The sequence below is a fragment of the Arcticibacterium sp. SM2516 genome (assembly GCF_057914865.1).
Genome location: NZ_CP195290.1, coordinates 2,170,937 through 2,195,091, shown reverse-complemented (window position 1 = coordinate 2,195,091; position 24,155 = coordinate 2,170,937). Strand labels below are relative to the sequence as shown.

Annotated in this window: 16 protein-coding genes; 14 read left to right on the top strand and 2 right to left on the bottom strand. The window is 37.9% G+C overall.

All coding sequences use genetic code 11. From position 1 onward, the window contains the following. Positions 1-19 precede the first annotated feature (19 nt). From ACSBFT_RS09135 to ACSBFT_RS09120, 4 genes are all read left to right on the top strand, one after another. Positions 20-1,792: a RagB/SusD family nutrient uptake outer membrane protein gene (locus tag ACSBFT_RS09135; RefSeq protein WP_489604364.1), complete on the top strand. Its 1,773-nt coding sequence runs from the start codon at positions 20-22 to the stop codon at positions 1,790-1,792. Between the two features lie 382 nt (positions 1,793-2,174). Continuing rightward, positions 2,175-3,800 carry a hypothetical protein gene (locus ACSBFT_RS09130; protein ID WP_489604363.1) on the top strand — a complete coding sequence of 542 codons (1,626 nt, stop codon included), beginning with the start codon at positions 2,175-2,177 and terminating at the stop codon, positions 3,798-3,800. Continuing rightward, complete coding sequence (locus ACSBFT_RS09125; RefSeq protein WP_489604362.1) at positions 3,797-5,146, top strand: M23 family metallopeptidase; 1,350 nt, start codon at positions 3,797-3,799, stop codon at positions 5,144-5,146. The genes ACSBFT_RS09130 and ACSBFT_RS09125 overlap by 4 nt, the downstream gene beginning before the upstream one ends. A 105-nt stretch (positions 5,147-5,251) precedes the next feature. Continuing rightward, a complete protein-coding gene (locus tag ACSBFT_RS09120; protein WP_489604361.1) occupies positions 5,252-6,973 on the top strand; it encodes a sensor histidine kinase in 1,722 nt (573 codons plus the stop codon). Here ACSBFT_RS09120 and ACSBFT_RS09115 read toward each other — a convergent pair. Then, the gene (locus ACSBFT_RS09115) at positions 6,955-7,578 is read right to left on the bottom strand and encodes a response regulator (RefSeq protein WP_489604360.1); all 624 of its coding nucleotides are present in this window, start codon (positions 7,576-7,578) and stop codon (positions 6,955-6,957) included. The two genes, ACSBFT_RS09120 and ACSBFT_RS09115, sit on opposite strands and share 19 nt — an antisense overlap. A 569-nt stretch (positions 7,579-8,147) precedes the next feature. Here ACSBFT_RS09115 and ACSBFT_RS09110 point away from each other — a divergent pair. The 10 genes from ACSBFT_RS09110 (at position 8,148) to ACSBFT_RS09065 (ending at position 23,512) form a co-directional block, all read left to right on the top strand. Continuing rightward, the gene (locus ACSBFT_RS09110) at positions 8,148-9,359 is read left to right on the top strand and encodes a saccharopine dehydrogenase family protein (RefSeq protein ID WP_463047445.1); all 1,212 of its coding nucleotides are present in this window, start codon (positions 8,148-8,150) and stop codon (positions 9,357-9,359) included. A 450-nt stretch (positions 9,360-9,809) separates the two neighbouring features. Next, complete coding sequence (locus ACSBFT_RS09105; protein ID WP_489604359.1) at positions 9,810-13,010, top strand: amidohydrolase family protein; 3,201 nt, start codon at positions 9,810-9,812, stop codon at positions 13,008-13,010. A 201-nt stretch (positions 13,011-13,211) separates the two neighbouring features. Next, the gene (locus ACSBFT_RS09100) at positions 13,212-14,042 is read left to right on the top strand and encodes an energy transducer TonB (RefSeq protein ID WP_489604358.1); all 831 of its coding nucleotides are present in this window, start codon (positions 13,212-13,214) and stop codon (positions 14,040-14,042) included. Positions 14,043-14,171: 129 nt separating this feature from the next. Further along, positions 14,172-14,831 (top strand): MCP four helix bundle domain-containing protein, encoded by a 660-nt coding sequence (locus ACSBFT_RS09095; protein WP_463047448.1) that lies wholly within the window; start codon positions 14,172-14,174, stop codon positions 14,829-14,831. A 39-nt stretch (positions 14,832-14,870) separates the two neighbouring features. After that, on the top strand, positions 14,871-16,004 hold the full coding sequence (gene nspC, locus ACSBFT_RS09090; RefSeq protein ID WP_463047449.1) for a carboxynorspermidine decarboxylase: 1,134 nt from the start codon (positions 14,871-14,873) through the stop codon (positions 16,002-16,004). A 128-nt stretch (positions 16,005-16,132) separates the two neighbouring features. Then, positions 16,133-16,972, top strand: coding sequence for a Nif3-like dinuclear metal center hexameric protein (locus tag ACSBFT_RS09085; protein WP_489604357.1), 840 nt, complete (start codon positions 16,133-16,135; stop codon positions 16,970-16,972). Positions 16,973-17,160: 188 nt separating this feature from the next. Next, positions 17,161-19,401 (top strand): T9SS type A sorting domain-containing protein, encoded by a 2,241-nt coding sequence (locus ACSBFT_RS09080; RefSeq protein WP_489604356.1) that lies wholly within the window; start codon positions 17,161-17,163, stop codon positions 19,399-19,401. A gap of 112 nt (positions 19,402-19,513) precedes the next feature. Next, entirely contained in the window at positions 19,514-21,340 is a 1,827-nt protein-coding gene (locus tag ACSBFT_RS09075; RefSeq protein WP_463047452.1) for a sodium:solute symporter family protein, read from the top strand. An 85-nt stretch (positions 21,341-21,425) separates the two neighbouring features. After that, positions 21,426-22,805: a GH1 family beta-glucosidase gene (locus ACSBFT_RS09070; protein ID WP_489604355.1), complete on the top strand. Its 1,380-nt coding sequence runs from the start codon at positions 21,426-21,428 to the stop codon at positions 22,803-22,805. Between the two features lie 95 nt (positions 22,806-22,900). Beyond that, a complete protein-coding gene (locus ACSBFT_RS09065) occupies positions 22,901-23,512 on the top strand; it encodes a hypothetical protein (protein ID WP_463047454.1) in 612 nt (203 codons plus the stop codon). A 3-nt stretch (positions 23,513-23,515) separates the two neighbouring features. On the opposite strand, the gene msrA is transcribed toward ACSBFT_RS09065, so the two are convergent. Then, entirely contained in the window at positions 23,516-24,151 is a 636-nt protein-coding gene (msrA, locus tag ACSBFT_RS09060) for a peptide-methionine (S)-S-oxide reductase MsrA (protein ID WP_463047455.1), read from the bottom strand. Between the last annotated feature and the right edge of the window lie 4 nt (positions 24,152-24,155).

The window sequence follows — 24,155 nt, the reverse complement described above, 5'->3', positions numbered from 1 at the left end:
TTAAAATTGAATGAATAAGATGAGATATATAAAAATTAAATTATTGCTTTTTCTTATGGTCTCTTTTATAATGGGCTGTAATGACGAGTATCTTGAAAGAGTACCATTAGATCAAATTACAAATGATACTTTTTGGAATTCTGAAAACGACCTGGCAGTCTATAATAATAGCATTTACGATTTAGCTCGTAATGATGATAATGTTCCTATTTTAATGGGTCATTTTGACGGCTTTAACAGTCACCTTATAAGCTTATGGTATCTTGATGAATTGTCGGATAATGCTACCTCGCGTCATGCTAGGCACACTTATCATATGCAAATCAGATCGGGTAAGCATAACACACCCGTAAACCCTGATTTGATGGGTTATAAAGGGTGGAATTTCGTGAGGGCTATTAATGTGGGTATGGCTAATTACAAAAAAGCTAAAGTAACAGAAGCCGTTCGTAATAAATATATAGCAGAAGCAAGGCTTTTTAGAGGCTGGTTTTATGCAGATAAAGTAAGCAAATATGGTGATGTTCCTTACATTGAAACCGAATTGAATACAGAATCTGAAGAGCTTTTTGCAGAAAGAATGCCAAGAGAGCAAGCGATGGATAAAATATTAGAAGATCTGACATTCGCCGCGGCTAATCTTCCAGAAAATTGGGGAGATGGTGGTGCTCCTGGAAGATTAAATAAATGGGCGGCCCTTTTAGTAAAGGCACGTGTTTGTTTATTTGAAGGTACTTGGAGAAAGTATCATGGTGGTTCAAATGCAGATAAATGGTTGCAAGAAGCCGCCGCTGCTACAAAACAGATAATGGATAATGGTCCATATAGATTGTTTAGCACAGGAAATCCAAATACAGATTATAATAGCTATATGCGTATTATAGATGTAACAGGTAATCCTGAAGTGATGTATTGGAGAAAGTATAAATTGGGCGTTTTCAATAATCACGTACAAAGCTATTTTGAGTATCATGGTGGAGCGACAAGAGATTTTGTAGAAGATTATCTTTGCACTGACGGTTTGCCAGCGAGTTTGTCGCCCTTGTATAAAGGTGATGCATCTATAGAGAATGTTTTTGAGAATAGAGATCCTAGATTGCGTCAAACCATACTTCATCCAGCAGATTCTAAAGTTTATAAGTTTCATAATGCGGATGGTAGAGATTATCCTAGAATAACAGGAATGGCCGGTGGACGTGTGACAAATACAGGATATCATGTGATTAAAAATTATAATGCAGATGATATGATCGGTAAAGCATATAATACCGCTGAGTCTCCGGCAATTATTCTTCGATTTGCCGAAGTACTCCTTATTTATGCCGAAGCCAAGGCAGAACTTGGTACTATTTCTCAGTCGGATTTAGATTTATCTATCAATAAATTAAGAGCTAGAGTAGGTATGCCTTCTATGACATTAGGTAATATACCTGTAGATCCTAAGTTTACTGCTGATGGCATTAGCCCACTTCTTGCTGAAATCAGAAGAGAGCGTAGAATTGAACTATTCAATGAAGGCTTTAGATATGATGATTTAAGAAGATGGAAGCAAGGGAAGAAATTGACCAAGAAATCTTTGGGCTTAGCTATGGACGCTACGCAAAAAGCACGATATGCGGGTTTCAATGTGAGGCTTTATAAAGATGCTAATGGCAAAGAGTATTTAGATCCTTATGCGGGTTCAGACTTTGCAGAACCAGTGTTTGATGAAAGCAAGCATTATTTATGGCCTATACCTTTAAATGTGTTGGCTCAAAATCCGAATATTGGGCAAAACCCTGGTTGGCAATAAAAACGACCTATTTTAATTTAAGAAATCCCTTCTTTCTAATAAGAGAAGGGATTTTTTTGTGAGGTTTTTTTATTCCATTGAACCTGCTTAATGCATTAGAAATCCTTTCGTACCCGAAGCTAAATTGCTTCCCTTCGGCCAGCTTATGCTAACACAAATCAATACAGTTCGACAAGCTCAGTACAGTCTTAAACCCATTTAATCTCAATCACCCAAACCCTTCGACATTAGCACAGTGAAAACCGCTAAGCTAATCTTGTTTAAATGTCTGGTTTTAAAACTCATTACGATTCTCCAATGCATAAACCGGGATAAATATCACGGCAAACGGTGATGTAACAGCAATAGCGAAAATGGAATTTTGTATCTAAAAATTAACGCTATGAAAAAAAAATATCGTTTAATCTTAGTATTGATGCTTGGCTTTGGATTATTAAATTCGAAAGCTCAAAATGTAAAAGTAGTAGACAGTCCCAAAGGAAATGTTATCAGTAACATGGGCGGGTCAGACAATCCCGAAAACTCCTCAATTCTTGAAATAAGAAGTAAAGATAAAGGTATGCTTATACCTAGGATGTCAGGGGCACAGCGAACAGGGATTTCTCGTCCTGACACGGGATTAATGGTTTTTCAGACACTTCCTGATATCAGTACAAGAAGTTTTCCAGGGCTTTATATTTATTCTTCTGACAAGATATGGGAGCGATTAGCTACTTCTTCGGAAGCCAGTTGGACAAAACTAGGAGATGACCAATACCATAAATTAAGCGGTAATGTAGGAATAGGTACAACCGCTCCAAACGAAAAACTTGAAGTAAAAGGTAAATTAAAATTATCAAACAGTACCAGCAATAGTCTGATAATGAATGCTGACCCTTTGTTTGGTAATTATATTGAGTTTAAAGACGGAACCACTAATAATGCCAAAATAACCGAATCAGCTGGGACGCTTTCTTTTTCTTCGCTTGGTCATGTAGGTCATCTTAAATTATATCCAAACGGTAATATTAATACTGGTTTAGGTACGGCTTTCAGTATAAATGGAGCAGGAAATTCTGAACCCACACTCGAGCTCCAGGATGATTCACCAGAAATTCATTTTAAAGTTGGAGCCAGTAGCAAAGGCAGATTTTACGTTGCTTCGAATCACTTTTATATGGGGACAAGTCAGGGCAACAGTACTGGAAGTTTGAGATTTATGACTAACAATACGACTAGAGTAGTGGTGGACCCTGATGGTAATTTCGGAATCAACACCACTAGCCCAACTGAAAAATTACATGTCAATGGTAATGGCGTATGGAATGCTACCGATGCTATTTTGAAGTTACAGACAGTTGGTGTAGACAAGGGATTTATACAGCTTTCAGGTGACAATCTGAGGATGGGTACTTTTTCTGGAAATAGTGGCGGTCATTTTATTGTGAGAGTAGCGGGAGGTGATAGGGTAGATATTAGCCCATCGGGGAAGGTCAATATCACGAACGAGCTAGTGGTAAATCAAAAACTTACAGTTAATGAAGGTTTGGAGGCCATAAAAATAAATGGGGATAATCCGGCTATTAATTTCTTTGAGTCTGGTACGCAAAGAGCTTATGTGTGGGCGGTAGACAATGACCTTAATATTGGGGTTTCAAATGGAAGTGGTAAAATAAATATGATCGCCAGTCAATTTCAAATTGGAACCTCGGTGAATGTACCCAATGGTTACAAAATGGGTGTAGGTGGTAAAATTATCTGTGAAGAACTAAAAGTAAGGCTACAATCTGCAGGTTGGCCTGATTATGTTTTTGACCAAAAATATAAATTGTCGCCTTTATATGAACTGGAAAAATATATAAAAGAACACCGTCACCTGCCTAATATTCCCTCGGCCATAGAAATTGAAAAAGAAGGAATAGAAGTAGGTGAAATGCAAAGAAGAACCATGGAGAAAGTGGAAGAACTTACGCTATATATCATTGAGCTAAAAAAGGAAATTGACGAACTAAAAGCCTCTCAGAAATGAAAAAAATTATCATATTTTTCGCAGCAATCGCTTTTAACGCCGAAGCCCAGCAAGATCAGTTTCAATGCTTTACTCCTGCTGAGCTAAAGGCTTTCAAGGAGCATATTGTTTCTTTAAAAAAAGCCTACCTAGAATCCAATTTGGGGTCTAATTCAAATTATCGAATGAGGAACACCAATGAGGGACATGTACTTTTGGGTTGGCCAATTCAAGCATCTTCTGACTATGATTTTACATATGATAGTTTTGTGATTAGTAACTTTGTAGATCAAAATAGCGTTTCAGATCCCGAAGGGGATGATGACGTGCGAGAGCCTGAATTTATAGAGGATTATAACTGTGGCAAACGTACTTATGATAGGCATGATGCCGAGGATATCGCATTATTTCCATTTTCATGGCGAATGATGGCAAATGAATCGGTGCAAATAGTAGCTGCTGCTCCAGGAACTATAATTGAAAAAGTCAATGGGAATGATGACATGAGCTGTGAAGTGAATGGAGCAGGTAGTGCCAATTATGTTAGTATTTTACATGATGATGGAACTACCACCAACTACCTTCACATGAAAAATGGCAGCCTAACTTCAAAACCTAAATTTTCTAGGGTAGCTGAAGGCGACTATTTGGGTCTAGTTGGAAGCTCAGGCCGATCTACAGGGCCTCATCTTCATTTTTCCGTGTATGATATCAATGACGATCTCATAGACCCATTTACTGGCGACTGTAATCTTTTAAATAACGATAGCTGGTGGAAAAATCAAAGGCCATACAGAGAGGCAGGAATAAACAGAATCATGACTCACATAGCTACACCTGTTATTGGTAACTGTTATGGCAGGGAATCTGCAGGCTTTACAGCTGAAAATGTTAATGAATTTAATCAATTTCCATCAGGAGCCAGTTTTAAAGTTTCGGTGGCATTCAAAGATATTCAAAGTTTCGATGAAGTAACTTTCCAGCTTATTAAGCCCAATGGCGATTCCTATAGTTCTTGGTCCCATCAATTTGTTCAGGAAAGAACCTCTTATTTACACATAAGTAGCCATCAGTTGCCCAATGGCAATACGGGTACTTGGATTGTGAAGGTGGTTTATAGGAACAAGAATTATTATCACTTTTTTACGGTAGGTTGTAATAGCAACGAAATCGTATTTGGCAATGCTACAGGAAGCAAAGGTTATATTGCTGGAAGTGCAATTACCTCCTCGGTAGAACACTTTACCAATGACCAAACAAGAGTACTTTATCAAGCAAATGAAGAAATTGTTTTTACCCCTGGTTTTGAAATTAAATCAGGTGCTACTATGAAAGCCCGCATAAAAGCCTGTGATTATGTAGAATAAAATCAGTGAAAGCGGACTCAAAAACACTGATTTAAGTTTAAATTTGGTAGTATATGTAATCAGCCATTGGGGAAATGTAATATACTAATATGCTATTTCTTATTAATGCTTTTTTTTAGCATCAAACTAGAACTGTGTGCTCAGAATAATGTCAACGAAAGCATTAGTAATCGAAAAGCTATAGATTCCTTATATCAGGAAGCTTCTGCTTTACGCAAGAATTCGGATTGGATAGGCTTGATTGAGTTTGGGGATAAAAACTTAGCCTATTTAGAAAATCCGAAACATAATTTCACAGCTTATCAAAAAAGTATGATAACTGATGAAGTGGTTTATGCTTATATATTTCTATCCGATTTATATCAAGTAAAAAAAATCTGTTTAACAGCAATCGAAGAATTAAAAAAGGAAAATAATTCTCAGGTTTACAAGGAGCAAATCGCTCAGGTTTATCTTAGTTTGGCTCGCGGATATGGCTACAATGAAGCGTTCAAAGAAAGCATGAAATATTTAGACTCCGCCAGCTTTTATCTGCTAAATTCCAACGATGAAATAAAAAAGTTCTATGTGAAAAATGATATTGTAAGCATATACATAGAACTATCCGAGATTGATAAAGCTTTTGAATTGGCAAAAAAATGCTTTGATTTTTTCGAAGGAAGGCCAAGTTACAGAGGATTAGCAGAAGTTGAAATGTTGTTGGGGAGAATTTATTTAAGAAAGAAAGATTACTCAAAAAGCATTTATTTTTCTAATTCGTCTGTAACGAAAACGGAAGATCCAAGAATACTGTATCGTAGTCACCAAAACTTGTATGAATCTAATAAATCAATAAAGGAAGAGGGTTTGGCACTCTATCATTTTGAATTGTATCACAAATATTTGGGTCAAATATTCAATGTCAAAATAGCCAATGATAAATTGGCATTTGAGAAAAGGATATTAGAACAAAAATCTGAAGCTGATTTACAGATACAAAAGCAAAAAGCGGAAGTTCAAAAGGCATTAAAAAATTATTTTCTTGTGGCTAGCTTCCTAATTACACTGGTGGCCCTAACCCTGTTTAGAAGTAGGCATATTTTACACAGAAAAAATAAAGAAATAGCGATACAAAAAACTAAAATAGAGGATCTTAATTCTGGGTTGGAACAAAAAATTATAGATCGAACATCCGAGTTGCAGACAGCCTACGATGATATAAAAAATGCTATGCAAAAGGGGCAAAATATTGAACGAAAAAGAATAGCGGTTGACTTGCACGACAATCTCGGTAGCTTACTATCTGCGGTCTCGATTAGCTTAGAAACTTTAGATATTGCAGGATTAAACCCCCATGAAAAACAATTGTATCGTAAAATTGCCTTATTGATAGATGATGCATATGCTGAGGTTCGGAGTTTGTCACATAATCTACAACCAGCCGATATAGAAAAAGGACTATTGGGCGAAGCTCTGAATAAGTTAGTAGATAAACTCAATGCACAAAGTCGCCTTTATATACATATCAATAACGAATTAGGGAGTCGTGTTTTTCCGAAAGGTATTTCCTTGAATGTTTATGCCGTAGTACTTGAGCTATGCAACAATATGTTAAAGTATTCTGGTGCTGAGGAAGGCCAAGTTCAGGCTTATTTACAAAACCAGGAACTTGTGATTAAGGTCTCAGATGAAGGGAAAGGCTTAATTATAGCGAAGAAAGGCCAGGGACTTCAAAATGTAGAGCAAAGAATCGAAGAAATAAATGGGCAAATCACCCTTGTGCATGGACCACAGCAAAATACGGAATATGAAATCCGCATACCTTTAGATTATAATTCAATAAGTTGATTTAGTAAAGCGTATTTCAAAAGGCCAAAGGAATTTTTAACACCTGTTTTTTTGAAAATATTTTTTCTATGGGTTTCTACTGTATTTAATGAAATGCAAAGTTTATCAGCAATCTTGAGAGAACTGTATTCTTCCGCTATTAATTTGATCACTTCAATCTCTCTAGTACTTAATGAATCATGCGACAGTTGGTCATGTTTTTTTAATTTTTGATGTACCGAAGGGAAATAATATTTATCGCCCTTCGCTATCGTATTTATGGCTTGTTCAAAATCAACTTTTTTTGCATTTTTTAGCAAGTAACCCTTTGCTCCAGCTTTGAAGGCTGCTTTTATAGTTTCAATATTTTCAACCATGGTGAGGATCAAAACGGAAATTTCGGAATGTTTTTCAAGAACCTTTTTGGTCAATTCCAAACCGCTCATTTCGGGCATTTGATAGTCCGTAATTAATATATCACAAGGATAGAATGGTAGATTTCGTAAGGTTTCAGAGGGGGAGTCTGATTTAAAAACGAGCTCTACACCATCGATGCATTGTATTAAAAGAGCCAAACTCTCTAAAAAAAGGGAGTGGTCATCAACGATACTTATTCTTATCTTCATTGATTTGCAATTTGGTCGGAAACCATGAATATTCAATCACCATTTACCGTGATTGTTTTAATCGGGCAAATTGGATTTCATAGCATTTGAATTTTCTTATTTCTAATATTTTGATTTCAAACAGCTCTGTTTTCGATGAATATTTGTAAATATAATAGTATGTCTAGCACAATTTAGAGCAATTGAATCTGAAACTTCAGGCTTCATAGGCTTATAATATAGTTGAAGTATCTGAGGTCTTTCTGGTGCTTTAGTTAACGTGACTCATTTTAAATTGGATGTATAAAATCCTATTTAAGTCAGGCATTCATTGTGATTTATTGCCTGAATGACGAGGAAAGTATTGCGGAATTTTGTAGTATCCATTTTGCGAGGAACAATTTAGAAGAAATTAAACTTAATGTAGTATCTGTGTTATCAATGAGAACAAATCGGGCTTTTTAATTTATAGAAATACCAACATTCCCAAAAAACCTTTTTCTTTGCATAGAATTTAGGTGTCGGTGAGCCGACATTAAACATCTGATTTAACAAGAAAAGCTAAAATCATAGACAATTAAAAAACAAACATGTCAAAAGTAATCATCATAGGTGCGGGCGGGGTAGGAACAGTAGTTGCTCATAAATGTGCCATGAATAATTCGGTTTTTACAGATATTATGTTGGCGAGTCGTACTAAATCAAAGTGCAATAAAATAGCGGCAGATATCAAAGAAATGCATGGTGTGGAAATTTCAACAGCCAGTGTAGATGCCGATAACGTGCCTGAATTGGTGGCTTTAATTAAGTCATTCGGTCCTAAAATGATCATCAATGTGGCATTGCCATATCAAGATTTGACTATTATGGATGCCTGCTTGGAAACAGGTGTACATTACATGGATACGGCTAATTATGAGCCTAAAGATGTAGCCAAATTTGAATACAGCTGGCAGTGGGCATATCAAGAGCGTTTTAAAGAAGCGGGGTTGATGGCACTTTTGGGCTGTGGTTTTGATCCAGGTGTTACGCAAGTATTTACGGCTTATGCCAATAAGCATTACTTTGACGAAATGCATTACTTGGATATTATCGACTGTAATGCAGGTGACCATGGAAAAGCTTTTGCTACCAATTTTAATCCTGAAATAAACATCAGAGAGATTACCCAGCCAGGAAGATACTGGGAAAACGGCGAATGGAAAGAAATAGAAGCTTTAAGTGTTCATAAGCCTATAGATTATCCAAATATTGGTGAAAAGGAATCTTACGTACTTTATCATGAAGAGTTGGAGTCTTTAGTAAAAAACTTCCCAACACTTAAGAGAGCTCGTTTTTGGATGACTTTTGGTCAAGCTTATATTACGCATTTACAAGTATTAGAAAATATAGGAATGACGAGCATAGCTCCAATCAATTTTCAGGGACAACAAATAATACCTTTAGAATTTTTGAAAGCAGTACTTCCGCCACCGGAGTCTTTAGGTGAGAATTATACGGGTCAAACGTCTATCGGATGTCAAATAAAAGGTATCAAAGACGGTAAAGACAGAACGTATTATGTCTGGAATAATAGTGACCATGCCTTGGCTTACAAAGAAGTGCGTTCGCAGGCGGTTTCTTATACCACTGGTGTGCCAGCTATGATAGGTGCCATGCTGATGCTAACTAACGAAGAATGGATGAAACCAGGGGTTTATAACTGCGAAGAACTAAACCCAGACCCTTTCATGGAAAAGTTAAACATTCACGGTTTACCATGGAATGAGAAGGTAGATATAGAATTACCGCATACGTATTAACTAGAACTATTAGTTTTATTTGAAAAAGACGCTTCCATAAGGGGCGTCATTTTTTGTTATGCAGAAGTTTAATGAATGTCTAAAATATCAATTTTCTCTACGGTCAATCCTCCGTTTGCCGTGTAGCCTAGACAAGGGCTCGTTATGGGATGTGGAGTTTAAAAATGTCAAAGTGTAAGACCGTTCTCGACGGCAAAGGTCGTTGCTTGGCTCCCCACCTGCTGTGTGGGCAGGGAACTGACAATAGTTATAAGGTTCAAACTAGAAGGGTATGACAATTAACTGTCAGTCCCGCCCATTGCGGGCAGGAAGCGACAGGCGAGGTCTTGTTATCATACATGGAGTTTAGAGTTGGAATATGAATTAAGATTTATTGATATTCAAAACCCAAAAGAAATGGTTTTTAAACGGTAATTTTGGACTATAAACTTCAACCCAAAAGTCCTTTCTATGATAAACAAACTACTTTTACCGCTATTCTTTTTTATTGCTTTGAGCACAACTGCCCAAAAAAAAACCAAATGGGATGTAACAGAACCTGTTCTTCCATATTCAGAAGTAAAAATAGAAACCGATGAAGGCACTTGGATGAACGTAGATGTCAGTCCTGATGGTCAGCAGCTGGTATTTGACCTCTTAGGAGATATTTATACAATGCCAGTTAAAGGTGGAGAAGCGAAATTAATAAGTGGCGGACATGCTTTTGAGGTGCAGCCTAGGTTTAGCCCAGATGGTAAGAAAATAAGTTTTACCAGCGATAGAGACGGAGCAGATAATATCTGGATGATGAATACAGATGGCTCAAATGCTAAGCAGATTACCAAAGAAGATTTTAGATTGGTTAATAATGCGGTTTGGAGTTTAGATGGCGATTACATTTTCTGTAAAAAGCATTTTAGCTCTGGACGTTCTTTAGGAGCAGGGGAAATTTGGATGTACCATACCTCAGGAGGGAAGGGGATTCAATTGACGAAAAGAAAGAACGACCAACAAGACGTAGGAGAGCCTTGGTTATCGCCCGATGGGAAATATGTTTATTTTAGTGAAGACATGTACCCAGGGGGTAGTTTTCAATACAACAAAGACCCCAACAGCCAGATATATGTCATTAAGAGATATGGTTTAGAAGATGGGAAAACAGAAACGGTCACAGGCGGTTCGGGTGGAGCTATTCGTCCAGTTATTTCGCATAATGGGGAGTTGATGGCATTTGTGAGACGCATCAGAGAGAAATCTGTTTTGTTTTTACACGACCTCAAAACGGGCAGAGAGTGGCCTATTTATGGAAAGTTAAGTCAAGACCAGCAAGAAACATGGGCCATTTTTGGAGCCTTTACAGGGTTTAACTGGACACCAGACGATAAACATATCATTGTCTGGGCTGAGGGTAAGATTAGAAAAATAGATGTGAGTTCTGGAGAAGCAAGTGTCATTCCTTTTAAAGCGAGTGCCAATCATAAAATAGTGAACGCTTTAAGGTTTAAAAACGAAGTAGCTCCAGACCAATTTACGACTAAAGCAATCAGACATGCTGTTACATCACCAGATGGGAAACTTTTAGTTTTCAATGCGGCGGGTTATCTATGGAAAAAGCAATTGCCAGATGGCAAACCAACGAGGGTCACCAATGGCGAAGACTTGGAGTTTGACCCTTCTTTTTCAAAAGATGGTACAAAGCTACTTTATGTCAGTTGGAATGATGAAAATATGGGAGCAATTCAGTTACTAGACTTGTCTAGTATTAATGCTCGGTCGCAAAAAATAAGCACAGAAAATGGTATTTATAGAATGCCTGCCTTTTCACCTTTAGAAGAAAATTTGGTTGTTTTTCAAAAGGAAGGCTCCAGTAGGGAGTTGGGTTATGAGAACACGAAGTACCCTGGTATTTACCTCTTAAATACCAATACCAAGGAAATAGAAAAGGTGACAGACGAAGGTGATTTTCCGTCTTTTAGCCAAAATGGAAAACGAATTTATTATCAATCTGGCGGTCTGACCAAAACCTTATGTTCTGTAAACTTGGCAGGCGAAGACAAGAAGGAATTAGTAAAGTCAAAATATGCTTTCAGGCTGCTACCAAGTCCTGATGAGAAATGGGTGGCCTTTACAAACTATTTTAAGCTATACGTAGCTGCAATGCCTCAAACGGGTCAAACGATTGAAATAGATAATGATGCCAAGAATTTACCTATAGCCCAACTAGCGAAAGACGCCGGAATTAACATACACTGGTCGGCTAATAGTGAAAAGCTCCATTGGACGCTGGGAGATGAATATTTCAGTAAAGAAATTAAGGAACGTTTTGCTTTTTTACCCGGTGCTCCAGATTCCATTGCAGGGCTAGATTCTGTAGGTTTAAGAATAGAACTTCTACTAAAAGCAGATAAACCAGAAGGGAAAATAGCCTTCACAAATGCCCGAATTATCACCATGAAAAATGACAAGGTCATTGAAAACGGTACAGTGCTTATAGAAGGAAATAAAATATTGGGTGTAGGACGAGTTTCTATTCCAAAAGATGCTAAGATTATTGATGTCACTGGCAAAACCATCATGCCTGGTTTTATTGATGCACATGCTCACTTAGGGCAGTTTGGAACCGGTCTTAACCCTCAAAAGCATTGGGAGTATTATGCTAATTTAGCCTATGGAGTCACCACTACACATGACCCTTCATCGAGTTCAGAGTTGGCTTTTTCACAATCTGAAATGGTCAAGGCCGGGAATATGGTTGGGCCTAGAATTTTTACAACCGGTACTATTTTGTACGGAGCAGATGCTCTTTTTAAAGCCAATATCAATGATTTTGAAGATGCCAAATCGGCCGTTTATAGAACTAAGGCTTTTGGTGCATTTACGGTGAAAAGTTATAACCAACCCCGTAGAAATCAACGCCAGCAGGTCATTAAAGCTGCTCACGATTTAAAAGTGGGTGTGGTTCCAGAAGGAGGTTCCACTTTCTATCATAATTTGAGTATGATATTGGACGGGCACTCCAGCATTGAACATAATATTCCGGTGGCACCCTTGTACAAAGATGTTATTCAGCTTTGGGGAGCTAGCAAAACTTCTTATACGCCTACCTTAATTGTGAATTATGGTGCCATCAATGGGGAGTATTATTGGTATCAAAATACCAATGTTTGGGAAGACAAGAAACTGTTAACTTTTACACCGAGAGAGGTCATAGATGCTAGGGCAAGACATAGAACCATGATTCCGATGCAAGAATATGAAAATGGCTATATCAAAGTCTCAAAAAGTGCCAAGAAGTTAAATGACGCTGGGGTTAGGGTGAATCTTGGAGCTCATGGGCAGCTTCAAGGGCTCGGAGTGCACTGGGAATTATGGATGCTAGCACAAGGTGGCATGACCAATTTGGAGGCCTTAAAAGCGGCAACTACAAACGGTGCTTTACTCTTAGGAATGGAAGATGAAATAGGTTCCCTAGAAAAAGGAAAACTAGCCGATCTGATAGTTTTGGATAAAAACCCTTTGGAAAATATCCGAAACTCAAATTCTGTTATATGGACAATGATAAATGGCAGACTTTATGATGCCAATACCATGCATGAAAAAGGTAACTATGATAAACCCAAAGGTGTTTTCTTTTGGGAGGAGGAAAATGCTGTTTTAAACTTTGATAAATAGGGTTTAAGCATCTTATTGGCACTCCTGGGGTAAAACAAAGCCTATAACTAAATATTTAGTTATAGGCTTTGTTTCTTGAAATATTCCATCTACATTAGGTCTAAGAAGGGCCGGCTTCCTGTATTATACTAGTTAATTTCTTATTAAATATTCCAGAATTTCTGGCAGGAGATTTCTTTGACCAAAAAACAAATTTCAATAATGAAAAACTTACAAACACTGGATGATATAATATTTGAAAATAGGAATAAAGCATATGGTGCTTATGACCTTCGTAAGAAGTATAGTTCACATTTATCAAAAGCTTTTGTCCTTGGGGTTTCTGGTGTATTATTTATATCATTGAGTAGCTTTTTTGTGGTGAAGTCTCAAAAGGCACCAAAGGTTATAGATGACGCCCCGTATAGAGTACACGATATAGAAAACTGGTACGAACCACCGATAGAAATACCCAAAGAAAAAGAGGTGGCACTTCCAGTAAAACAGGAAGTATTAAAACAGGTAGTTATTCCGGAATTAGTAGAACCAGTACCGGACACTAAGGAAATTGTAGAAGCGGAGGTTCCTACGGACGAAGAAATAGAAACTGCTGTAATCAGTACCATTAAACAAGAAGGAAAGCCTTCTGAGTATGTTTTTGAGCTCTCTGGGCCTATAGTTCTGGAAGGTTTAGCGATTAAAGCACCCGAACCTCCAAAAGAGTCCAAAGAAGAAGTAGCGTTTTCTAGGTCGGAGATCATGCCGGAATTTAATGGTGGCCTGAAGAAAATGTATAAATGGTTAGGGAATAATCTGCAATACCCCAGAAACGCCTCGGTAAATGGGATAGAAGGTAAGGTTATTGTCACCTTTATTGTGGAAAAAGATGGAAGCATCTCAGATGTTAAAGTCTTAAAAGGGATAGGTTTCGGCTGCGACGAAGAAGCGGAACGGGTTATTAAAAAAATGCCAAAATGGAAAGCAGGTATTCAAAATGGGAAGACTGTGAGAGTGAAGTACACTATTCCATTAAATTTTCAAATCAATAATTAACTATAAGTGCCCCAAATGTCGAGTTTGGGGCACTTTTTTGTTCTGAAGTAGACAAGGCAGAATTTTAGGAATTATGTCTTAATAATTGTATTATTGCTAGATATAGTTTAAACATTAGGTTTTTAGGATATGAGTATGAAAAAGTGGGCTTTTGGGATAAAGGGCAAAGTGAAAATTGCGGCAGTGATGACTGTTGTATTGTCTTTGTTGTTATGGAACAACCTTATGGATAGAAAAAGAATAGGTCAGTTGCAGTCCTCTTTTTCGGCTATCTATGAGGATAGGCTTATGGTAGAGAGTTTTATTTTTGAACTGTCTTCTATTTTGCATGAAAGAGAAGAGTTAGTCAATAACCTTATTTCAGAGGGTGTAAACAGTCAAAAAAAAGCACACCTGAATGCTTTGGACCAAAAGATGGATGGTTTAATTACAAATTATTCTGAAACTAAATTTACGGATTTAGAAGCCAGTGTTTTTCAAGAATTCCGTTTATTGATCCCATCTATTTCTGTCATTGGAAACCAATTAGACCTAAATGCCAATGGTGTATCTCAGAAGAATAAGTCACTTACCAGTAAGGCTTTGGCTAATTTGGCGGTGCTGTCTAATATTCAGACCGCCGAAGGGCAGCGTCTCATTGAGGAGTCCAACGGTATCATGCTACAGAAGAAATCTTCTGCTCAGTTTGAAATCATTTCTTTGATAGCCTTGGCTGTTATCATCCAAGTTTTGCTATTCTCTTCTGCTTCTTTATTAGAAAAAATCCAACATAAACCGCACTTGAACTAAGAGAAATTGCAAATTTGCAGGAAAATAAACTAAATCTAAATGGATTTTTCTCAAATACCTTCTCCATGTTATGTTTTGGAGGAAGTTAAATTAGTTGATAATTTGAAGCTTATCAGCTCAGTTCAGAATGAAAGTGGCGGCAAAATTATACTGGCCTTGAAGGGCTTTTCTATGTATAAAATGTTTCCACTTGTTAAAAAGTATTTGAGCGGAGCTACTGCCAGTAGTTTAAATGAAGCTCGCCTGATATTTGAGGAAATGCATTGCAAAGCCCATACTTACGCTCCTGTATATAAGGAGGAAGAGTTCGAAGAATTAATGGGATATAGTTCGCACATTACTTTCAATTCCCTGAATCAATTTGAGCGTTTTAAAGATAAAGTAGATGCTCACAAAGAACCTATATCAATGGGTTTGCGAATTAATCCACAATATGCCGAGGTAGAAACGGACATGTATAATCCGTGCATTGTGGGTAGTCGACTAGGTATTACCAGAGCGGCATTGGGAGAAAAGTTGCCAGAGGGAATTGAAGGTTTACATTTTCATTCCTTATGCGAAAACGACTCCTTTGTTTTGGAGAGAACCTTGGTTCATGTAGAAGAGAAATTTGGAGATTTGCTGCATCAAGTAAAATGGCTAAATATGGGCGGAGGTCATTTAATGACACGTTCTGGTTATAATATTGGACATGTAGCAAAGCAAATTGAAAGACTAAGAAAGACCTATAATATTGAAGTGATTTTGGAGCCAGGTTCAGCCATAGCATGGGAAACAGGTGTGCTGATTTCTACGGTTCAAGACATCGTGGATGCTCAGGGCGTTAATGTCGCCATATTAGATGTCAGTTTTGCAGCTCATATGCCCGATACCTTAGAGATGCCTTATAAACCGAGAATTATAGGGTCTTATCCAACAGCATTAGAAGGGAAACATAATTACCGTATGGGTGGAACCACCTGCTTGGCAGGAGATTTTATGGGCGATTATGCTTTTGACGAGCCGCTAAAAGTAGGGGATAGGGTCATTTTTGAAGATATGATTCATTATACCATGGTCAAAACCACAACTTTTAATGGTGTCGGTTTGCCTTCTATTGGTGTTTTGAAATCTGACGGTAGTTTTGAATTGCACAAGAGCTTTGGTTACGAAACCTTCAAAGAAAAATTGTAATATTTAAAAATAGTTGACAGGCTTTTGATTTAATCAAAGGCCTGTTTTTGTATAAATAGAGGGTATTTTTCCCGTTGAGGTTCAAAGGAAAATATCCTTATTTTTGTGATACAAAATTTGACCCTTTAATGAAAAAAATCTTCTGCGTACTTTTTCTATTATCCAACCTTCAAGGTTTTTCGCAGCTAACTGCGAATAATATTATCAATAAAATCAAAGCGGAGGTCAATTGCGATTGGGCAGAGCAAACCGTTGATAACATAAAGGCTGGAGATGGGAATACGGAAGTTAAGGGTATTGCCACCACTTTTATGGCCACTTTGGAAGTTTTACAAAAGGCAAATGCCCAAGGTCTGAATTTTGTAATTACCCATGAACCTACTTTTTATTCGCATACAGATGATTTGAAACTGCATGAATCCTCTCCAATTCAACAGGCTAAACTGAAGTTTATCAAAGACAATAACATGGTGGTTTGGCGTTTTCACGACCATATTCATAGGAACAATCCGGATATGATTTATGAGGGTGTGGTGGACGTATTTCAATGGCAGCAGTACAGAAAAGACAACGTTTACTTTGAAATTCCAGCGATGAGCTTGGAAGATATTGTGGCACACATAGAAAAGCAATTTGGAGCTAAGACGCTAAGAATAGTAGGAAATCCTAAAGAGAAATTTACCAAAGTGGGTATGGCTTTGGGAGCTTCAGGTTCTGGGAGTCATTTTGCTAGACTAGATAATCCCAACACAGAGCTATTGATAGTGGGGGAGAGCAACGAATGGGAAACAATACCATACGTACAAGATGCCATCACATTAGGACAAAAGAAGGCTGTAATCGTTATGGGACATGCAGATTCAGAGGAGGCGGGAATGAATTACTTTGCGAAATGGCTGAAAAGCCTTTATGGAGGTCTACCTATTGCGTTTATTGAGGCTAAAAACCCCTATTGGAGAAGCAAATAAGAGAAGCATGTGTGATAATAGTGTATTGATAAAACCGTTTCAATAAGAACCCCAAATTTGTTTTATTTGCTTAAGTCTATTTCCCATAAAACTGTTCTTTCAAAGTGCCATTTAAATCTATACTTTCTATAAAGCGTTTTACTCTGACCGTCTTAGGACTTTTTCTTTTCTTTTTTGCTCAAGGCCAAATGGAAATTCATTTTCCCACAGAAAGAGCCGTTTTTCAGAGAGATTTAAAAAATGAGGGCACGATATACATCAGTGGGAGCATTGGGGAGCGTGTAGACAAGTTGGAAGTGCGTCTTAAAGAGTATAAGAATGGTGTGTTGGTGGATTTTAAAGATTGGGAAGAAATTCAGAATAACTCACAAGTTGGTGGTTTTAAAGGGGCTGTAAAAGTAAAGGGTGGTTGGTATCAGCTACAAATAAGGGCCATTAAAGGAGAACAAGAATTATATCTACGTGTTCTTAATAAAGTAGGGGTAGGGGAAGTCTTTGTGATTTGTGGTCAATCAAACGCCCAAGGAATCTCTGGCTTAGGTGCTACAGGAGCAAAAGATGACAGAGTAAATTGTGCCAATTTTTTAAATGAAAACTATAGCAAAGAACCCAATACATCCCTTGTGTTTAGTCAGCTAAAGGATAATACTAATATTGGCCCAATTGGACTCTCCCCATGGTGTTGGGGGCAGGTGGGAGATAGTTTGGCGAGTCAATTGGGGGTGCCAATCATGTTTTTTAATGCGGCTTTAACACGTACGCTGAGTAGTAATTGGTATCAAAGTTCTGTTGGAGAACCTACCAAAGATGCTATTTTTCAAGGGCTATTTCAGCCAGGTTTCCCTTATCAATATCTTAAAACCACGATGCAATATTATGGTTCCCTGTTTGGGGTAAGGGCTGTTTTATGGCATCAAGGAGAAACGGATACATATCCGGGTGTACCCGTGGAAGAGGAGATTTTTGGGTATTATAAAGGCCTTATTGAGAATATAAGAAAGGATTTTGGTCAGAATATGGCATGGATGTTCTCGCGAGTTTCTTATAGTGAAGGCAGAACATCTCAGGTGGTTCTTAAATCTCATGATAGAATAATTAAGGAGCCGAACTTTAATATTTTTGAGGGACCTTCTACAGATAGTTTAATGATTCCGCGGTACGACGAAGTGCATTTTGGCAATAAAGAAAATATCAAGGGTTTAGAGATTTTGGCAGGTGCTTGGATAGAAAAGCTGAACACCAGTTTTTTTGGTGCTTGTCAGCCTATTTTAAGTAATCCTTTGGTTGATTTAGGGGTTATGTGTGTGAATGAAAACCAAGCAAGGATATTATTGCCCAGTAAACATAGTTTGTATCAATGGGCAGACGGAGATGACAATGTAGATAAAGTGGCTACATCTGGTGTTTTTAATGCAGACTTGAGAGACAGTCTAGGCAATTATAAAATAAGTTCTTCTATAAATTTAAATGCCGTCATTTTTGAAAGGCCTACAGTTTTTTCTGAGAAAAGTACCCTTTGCAAGGACGAAAAGTTGATTTTGTCAAGTAACGATGGCTTCGAAAACTTGGTTTGGAATAATGGCATTGAAGCCAGAACACTAGAGGTCTCTGAAGGTGGACTTTATACCTATTCTGCTCAAAATGCGGTTGGTTGTACTTTTTTGTCCACCGAAAAAATAATAACAGCTATTCCCGAACCAGAGTTTGCCAAAGAACTGGGTGTAGGAATTAATGGAAACATCACAAAAGCTGACGCTATATTGGGCATTTGTGAAGGAGATGTAGTGAATGCAAAAGCCGTAGATGGTTTTGATGGATATATATGGTCTGACGGACAAATAGATAAAGAAAGAGAACTAGCAACAGATACGGAATTGACTTATAAAGGGTTATATGGTCCAAACTGTATTTCAGACGCCTCCTCTAAAATTACCGTGAATGTCTATGCCTTGCCCCCTAAACCGTCTTTGGTCTCTGAGGCTTTGTTTGAAATAAATGTGGTTAATGTAGAGGACTTTGATGGTTTTGTCTGGGAGAGAGATTTGGTGGTCTTAGATAAAGAAACCGCAATTATAAAATTTAGAGAAAGTGGTAATTATGCGGTAGTAGGTTATAAAGATTATGACGGTAAAGCCTTTTGCCTTTCTGAAAAGTCAGAAGTGATCTTTAAGGACCTGCCAGAGGTGGAAATGAATTTGGCTTACCCTAATCCTGCTATAGATTTTGTGCATATAGAGTCACCCGAAATTCAGAAAAATGTAAAAATTAGACTTTATAATGATCTGGGTAAGCTGGTCAGTGAAATTCCCTTAATACGTTCATGGGAAACCAAAATCTCCATACCCCTTAGGGGATTACCTGCTGGGGTCTACATCTTACTTTTAGAAAGCAAGGAAAGTTTACTTCGAAAGAAAATAATCATTCTATAAGCTTATTTTATCTATTCTTATAAAGTAAACAAGAGAAACTTGTATTTATTGGCGAAAAGAGTCTAATTAATCCTGCTTTTCGATAGAACGATCTTAACCCTATAGAAGTATTATGAAGTTAGCCTTTATTGATATCGCTATTATTCTGCTGTATTTAGCATCAACCGTAGTGATTGGTTTAGTATTAAAAAAGAAAGCAGAACGCTCTAAAAGCGACTATTTGCTTGGTGGAAATAAAATCCCATGGTATTTGCTCGGTTTATCAAACGCCTCTGGTATGTTTGATATTTCTGGTACCATGTGGCTGGTTACTTTACTTTTTGTCTACGGACTTAAATCTGCTTGGATTCCTTTTCTATGGCCCGTTTTCAATCAGATATTTTTGATGGTTTTCCTTTCCATGTGGTTAAGGAAATCTAATGTAACCACAGGTGCCGAGTGGATAAATACCCGTTTTAGTGGCAGAGGGGCTTCTATGTCACATTCAGTGATAGTAGTTTTTGCTATTATCTTAGGCTTAGGTTATCTGGCCTATGGCTTTATTGGCATTGGAAAGTTTGTTGAAATCTTTGTGCCTTGGGAGGTGGTTTCTGCCTACATCCCTTTTGATATTCCTTTAGAATATGTGCCGCATTTTTACGGAATCATTTTTACTTGTTTTGCCGTGTTTTACTCGCTTTTAGGAGGGATGATGAGTATTGTTTGGGCTGATGTGATGCAATATAGCTTGATGGCCGTTTCTGGAATAGTAATAGGCGTAATTGCGATGAATGCGGTGGCTACCAATGGTCTTAATGTACCCGATGGCTGGATGAGTCCATTTTTTGGAACACATCTAGATTTAGATTGGACTAACATTATTCCTGAAGTAAACGATAAGATAGCGAGTGATGGCTATAGCTTATTTACCGTCTTTTTTATGATGATGCTCATGAAGGGCTTGTTGGTGTCTTTTGCTGGGCCGGCACCTACCTATGACATGCAGAAAATATTATCAACAAAGTCGCCTAGAGAAGCCGCCTTAATGAGTGGCTCAGTTAGTGCTATTTTGATGCCTTTGAGATATTTCATGATTGCTGGTTTTGGGGCTTTAGCTTTGGTGTTTTATGATAAGCTTGATTTGGTCGTAGGAGGTGCTATTGATTTTGAACAAATATTACCTTCAGCTATTAATGAATTTGTACCGGTAGGTTTATTGGGTTTATTATTGGCTGGTTTACTGGCTGCTTTTATGTCTACGTTTGCTGGTACGCTAAATGCCACACAGGCTTACATTGTGAATGATATTTATCTCAAACATATTAATCCCACGGCAGATAATGATACCATAAAGAAGACCAACTGGGCGGCTGGTATCATCATGGTGCTTATCAGTATTGTAATGGGTTTTTATGCCAAAGATGTCAATGATGTTTTACAATGGATTGTGTCTGGTCTTTATGGCTCTTATGTGGCTTCTAATATGCTAAAATGGTACTGGTGGAGGTTTAACGGAAGTGGCTTTTTCTGGGGTATGGTTGGGGGCTTAGTGCCTGCTTTATCGTTTCGATTTATTTTCGATGGCGTTTTAGATTTATACACGTTTCCGTTGATGCTATTGATAGCTCTGATAGGAGCCATAGCTGGAACCTATGCCGCCCCTCCTACGGATGAGGCAACGCTGAAATCATTTTATAAAAACGTAACTCCATGGGGTTTCTGGGGACCAATACGTGAGAAAGTAATGGCTGAAGATCCGTCCTGGACAGGAAAGACATTCTTCAAAAGAGATATGTTTAATGTGGCTGTCGGAATTGTATGGCAAACCTCCTTAGTGATATTCCCTATTTATCTGGTTTTCTTAGAAACACTGCCTATGCTCGTTACACTTGGCATAGCCATTTTGTGCACCCTGATTTTGAAAAGAACTTGGTTTGATAATTTACCAAAAGATAATTAATTAAGATACTTCCTTTTTGAAACCATATTTAGCTTGGCGTTTAAACCAAGTCTAGTAAGGAGGTGTGTTTTACAAAACAAAAGAAATGAAAAAATTCCCAAAAAATTTTACATGGGGTGGAGCCACTTCTGCGTATCAAATAGAAGGAGGCTGGAACGAAGATGGTAAAGGACCTTCTATCTGGGATGTGTTTTGTATGACGCCAGGTAAAATAGCCAAGGGAGATACTGGAAATATAGCCTGCGACCATTATCATAGGATAGAAGAAGATGTGGCTCTAATGAAAAAATTAGGATTAAAAGCTTATAGGTTTTCTATTTCTTGGTCGCGTATTTTACCAGCCGGTGTAGGAAAAGTAGAACAAAGGGGAATTGATTTCTATTGTAGATTGATAGACGAACTGCTTAAAAATGACATAGAGCCATGGGTAACGCTTTATCATTGGGATTTACCTGCATCTTTGCAATTTGAGATGGATGGTTGGATTGGGGATGATATTTCTGATGCTTTTGCGGCTTATGCAGATGTCTGTTTCGAGGCTTTTGGCGAAAACGTGAAGCATTGGATTACCATAAATGAAGCTTGGGTGGTGGCTATTTTAGGCTATGGACATGGTGTTTTTGCTCCAGGGAAAAAGTCTGGTGATTTGCCATATATTGCAGGGCACAATCTACTAAAGGCACATGGTAAGGCCGTAGATGTTTATAATAGGAAATATAGAGCTACGCAAAAAGGAAGAATAGGAATTACGAACAATTGTGATTGGCGTGAGCCACTAACAAACTCAAAAGAGGATAAGGAAGCTGCAGAAAGGGCTTTGGAGTTTTTTCTTTCTTGGTTTGCAGACCCAATTTATAAAGGCGATTATCCGGAATCAATGAAAGAGAGGCTGGGAGATAGATTACCAACATTTACAGTAGAGGAGAAGGCATTACTAAAAAACTCCTCCGACTTTTTTGGACTGAATCACTACACCACCATGTTTGCCTCAGATGCCACAGACATTACGGACAAAGGAAGTGTTTATGGTAATGGAGGACTTTCGGAAGATCAGAATGTGAATCTGAGTGTAGACCCTCACTGGAAACTGACAGATATGAAATGGGCCATAGTGCCTTGGGGCTGCCAGAAGTTACTGGAATGGATAGCCGCCAGATACGACAATCCAGAAATCTATATCACAGAAAATGGCTGTGCCTTTGATGATAAACTGGTGAATGGAAAAGTGGAGGACAAAGACCGAATAGCCTTCTTTGATGGTTATCTTTCTGCTGTTCATGGTGCCATAGAAAATGGTGTGCATATGGGTGGTTATTTTATATGGTCGTTGATGGATAATTTCGAATGGGCTTCGGGTTATGATAAGAAGTTTGGCATAACTTACATAGAAGAGGAAACGCTAAACCGTGTGCCGAAAGACTCGGCACTGTGGTATGCGGAGGTTATTAAAAACGCGGGATTATAGGCCATTTGTCGTTAAACAAAGGTTTTATGATGGGTAATTCGGGTTTCTGCCGAAAAAGTTTTGAGCAATTAGAATTTTTTCAACTTATTTAGGGCGTGAAAACTTTAAAATTATCCATACTTCTTTTGCTGGGAAGTAATCTCGGCTTTGCCCAGAATGCCTTTATTGAGGGCGTTATTGTCACCATAAGTAATGATACTATTCTTTGTAAGGTTCCAAGCGAAAGGTCTTTCGGTAAAAGAATACCAATTTATAGGAATGAAACGGGTAAAAAAGAAAGCATAAAGACCAGCGATGTACAGTACCTGGTTACTGAGTCAGTAGGTTATCAAAATATTCGATTCAAACAAGGTAATAAAGAAGTTCAGAAATTAATGGAAATATTTGCCTTAGGAGCCATTAACTTATACATTGAACATAAGATTTTGGACGCCCCCACGCCAACAGTCTTTGTGGTGGCGAACAAAGCGAGGAGAAGAATTAGGGTGAAAGCAACTATTTATGCTAAGAAGTTTTCGGTTATTTATGTCTTGAATAAGAAAGGAATGGTCTACTTTCTTTCTGAAGAGAATTTTCTGCAAACCATTGTTCCGTTGATTGCTGATAACAAGGATTTAAAGCGAAAAATTGAAAAGGAATACTATCGATACGAACATATCAAAAAGATTATTGATACCTATAATAAATATCATTCACTGGAACAATAATCTTTACGCTCCCTTCTTCAATAATTCTGGAAACTTAGCTTTAAACTTATTCAATCTCGGTATAGAAACCGACCTCACATAAGGCTGATTTGGATTAAGCTTCTCATAGTTTTGGTGATAATCCTCTGCTTTCCAAAACTTCTCAAAAGGTATTATTTCAGTTACAATTGGTTTTTTGTAGTCTTTCGCTATGGCTGCTTTAGCGGCATCTGCAATCGCTTTTTCTTCGGCATTTTTATAGAAAATTACGGAGCGGTAAGAGTCTCCAAAATCGGGCTGCTGACCTACAGTAGTAGGGTCTTGCGAACCGTAAAATACTTTTACTAAGGTCGCATAACTTATCACGGCTGGGTCGTAAAATACTTCTACTGCTTCTGCATGACCTGTTCTGTGTGAACCAACTTGTTGATAGGTCGGGTTTTTCTCTTTACCTCCAGAATAGCCAGAAACTACTTCCTTTACGCCTTCTAAGCTTTCATAAATGGCTTCTACGCACCAGAAACAACCAGAGGCAAAGTAGGCGGTTTCATATTTGGCAAGTTCTGCTGCTGGTGTTTCTACCACGTTTTGTGTTTGATTGGTGCTTTCACATTCTTGAAGGTTGAATAAGAACAGCATCGCGATTAATACACTTTTCATAATT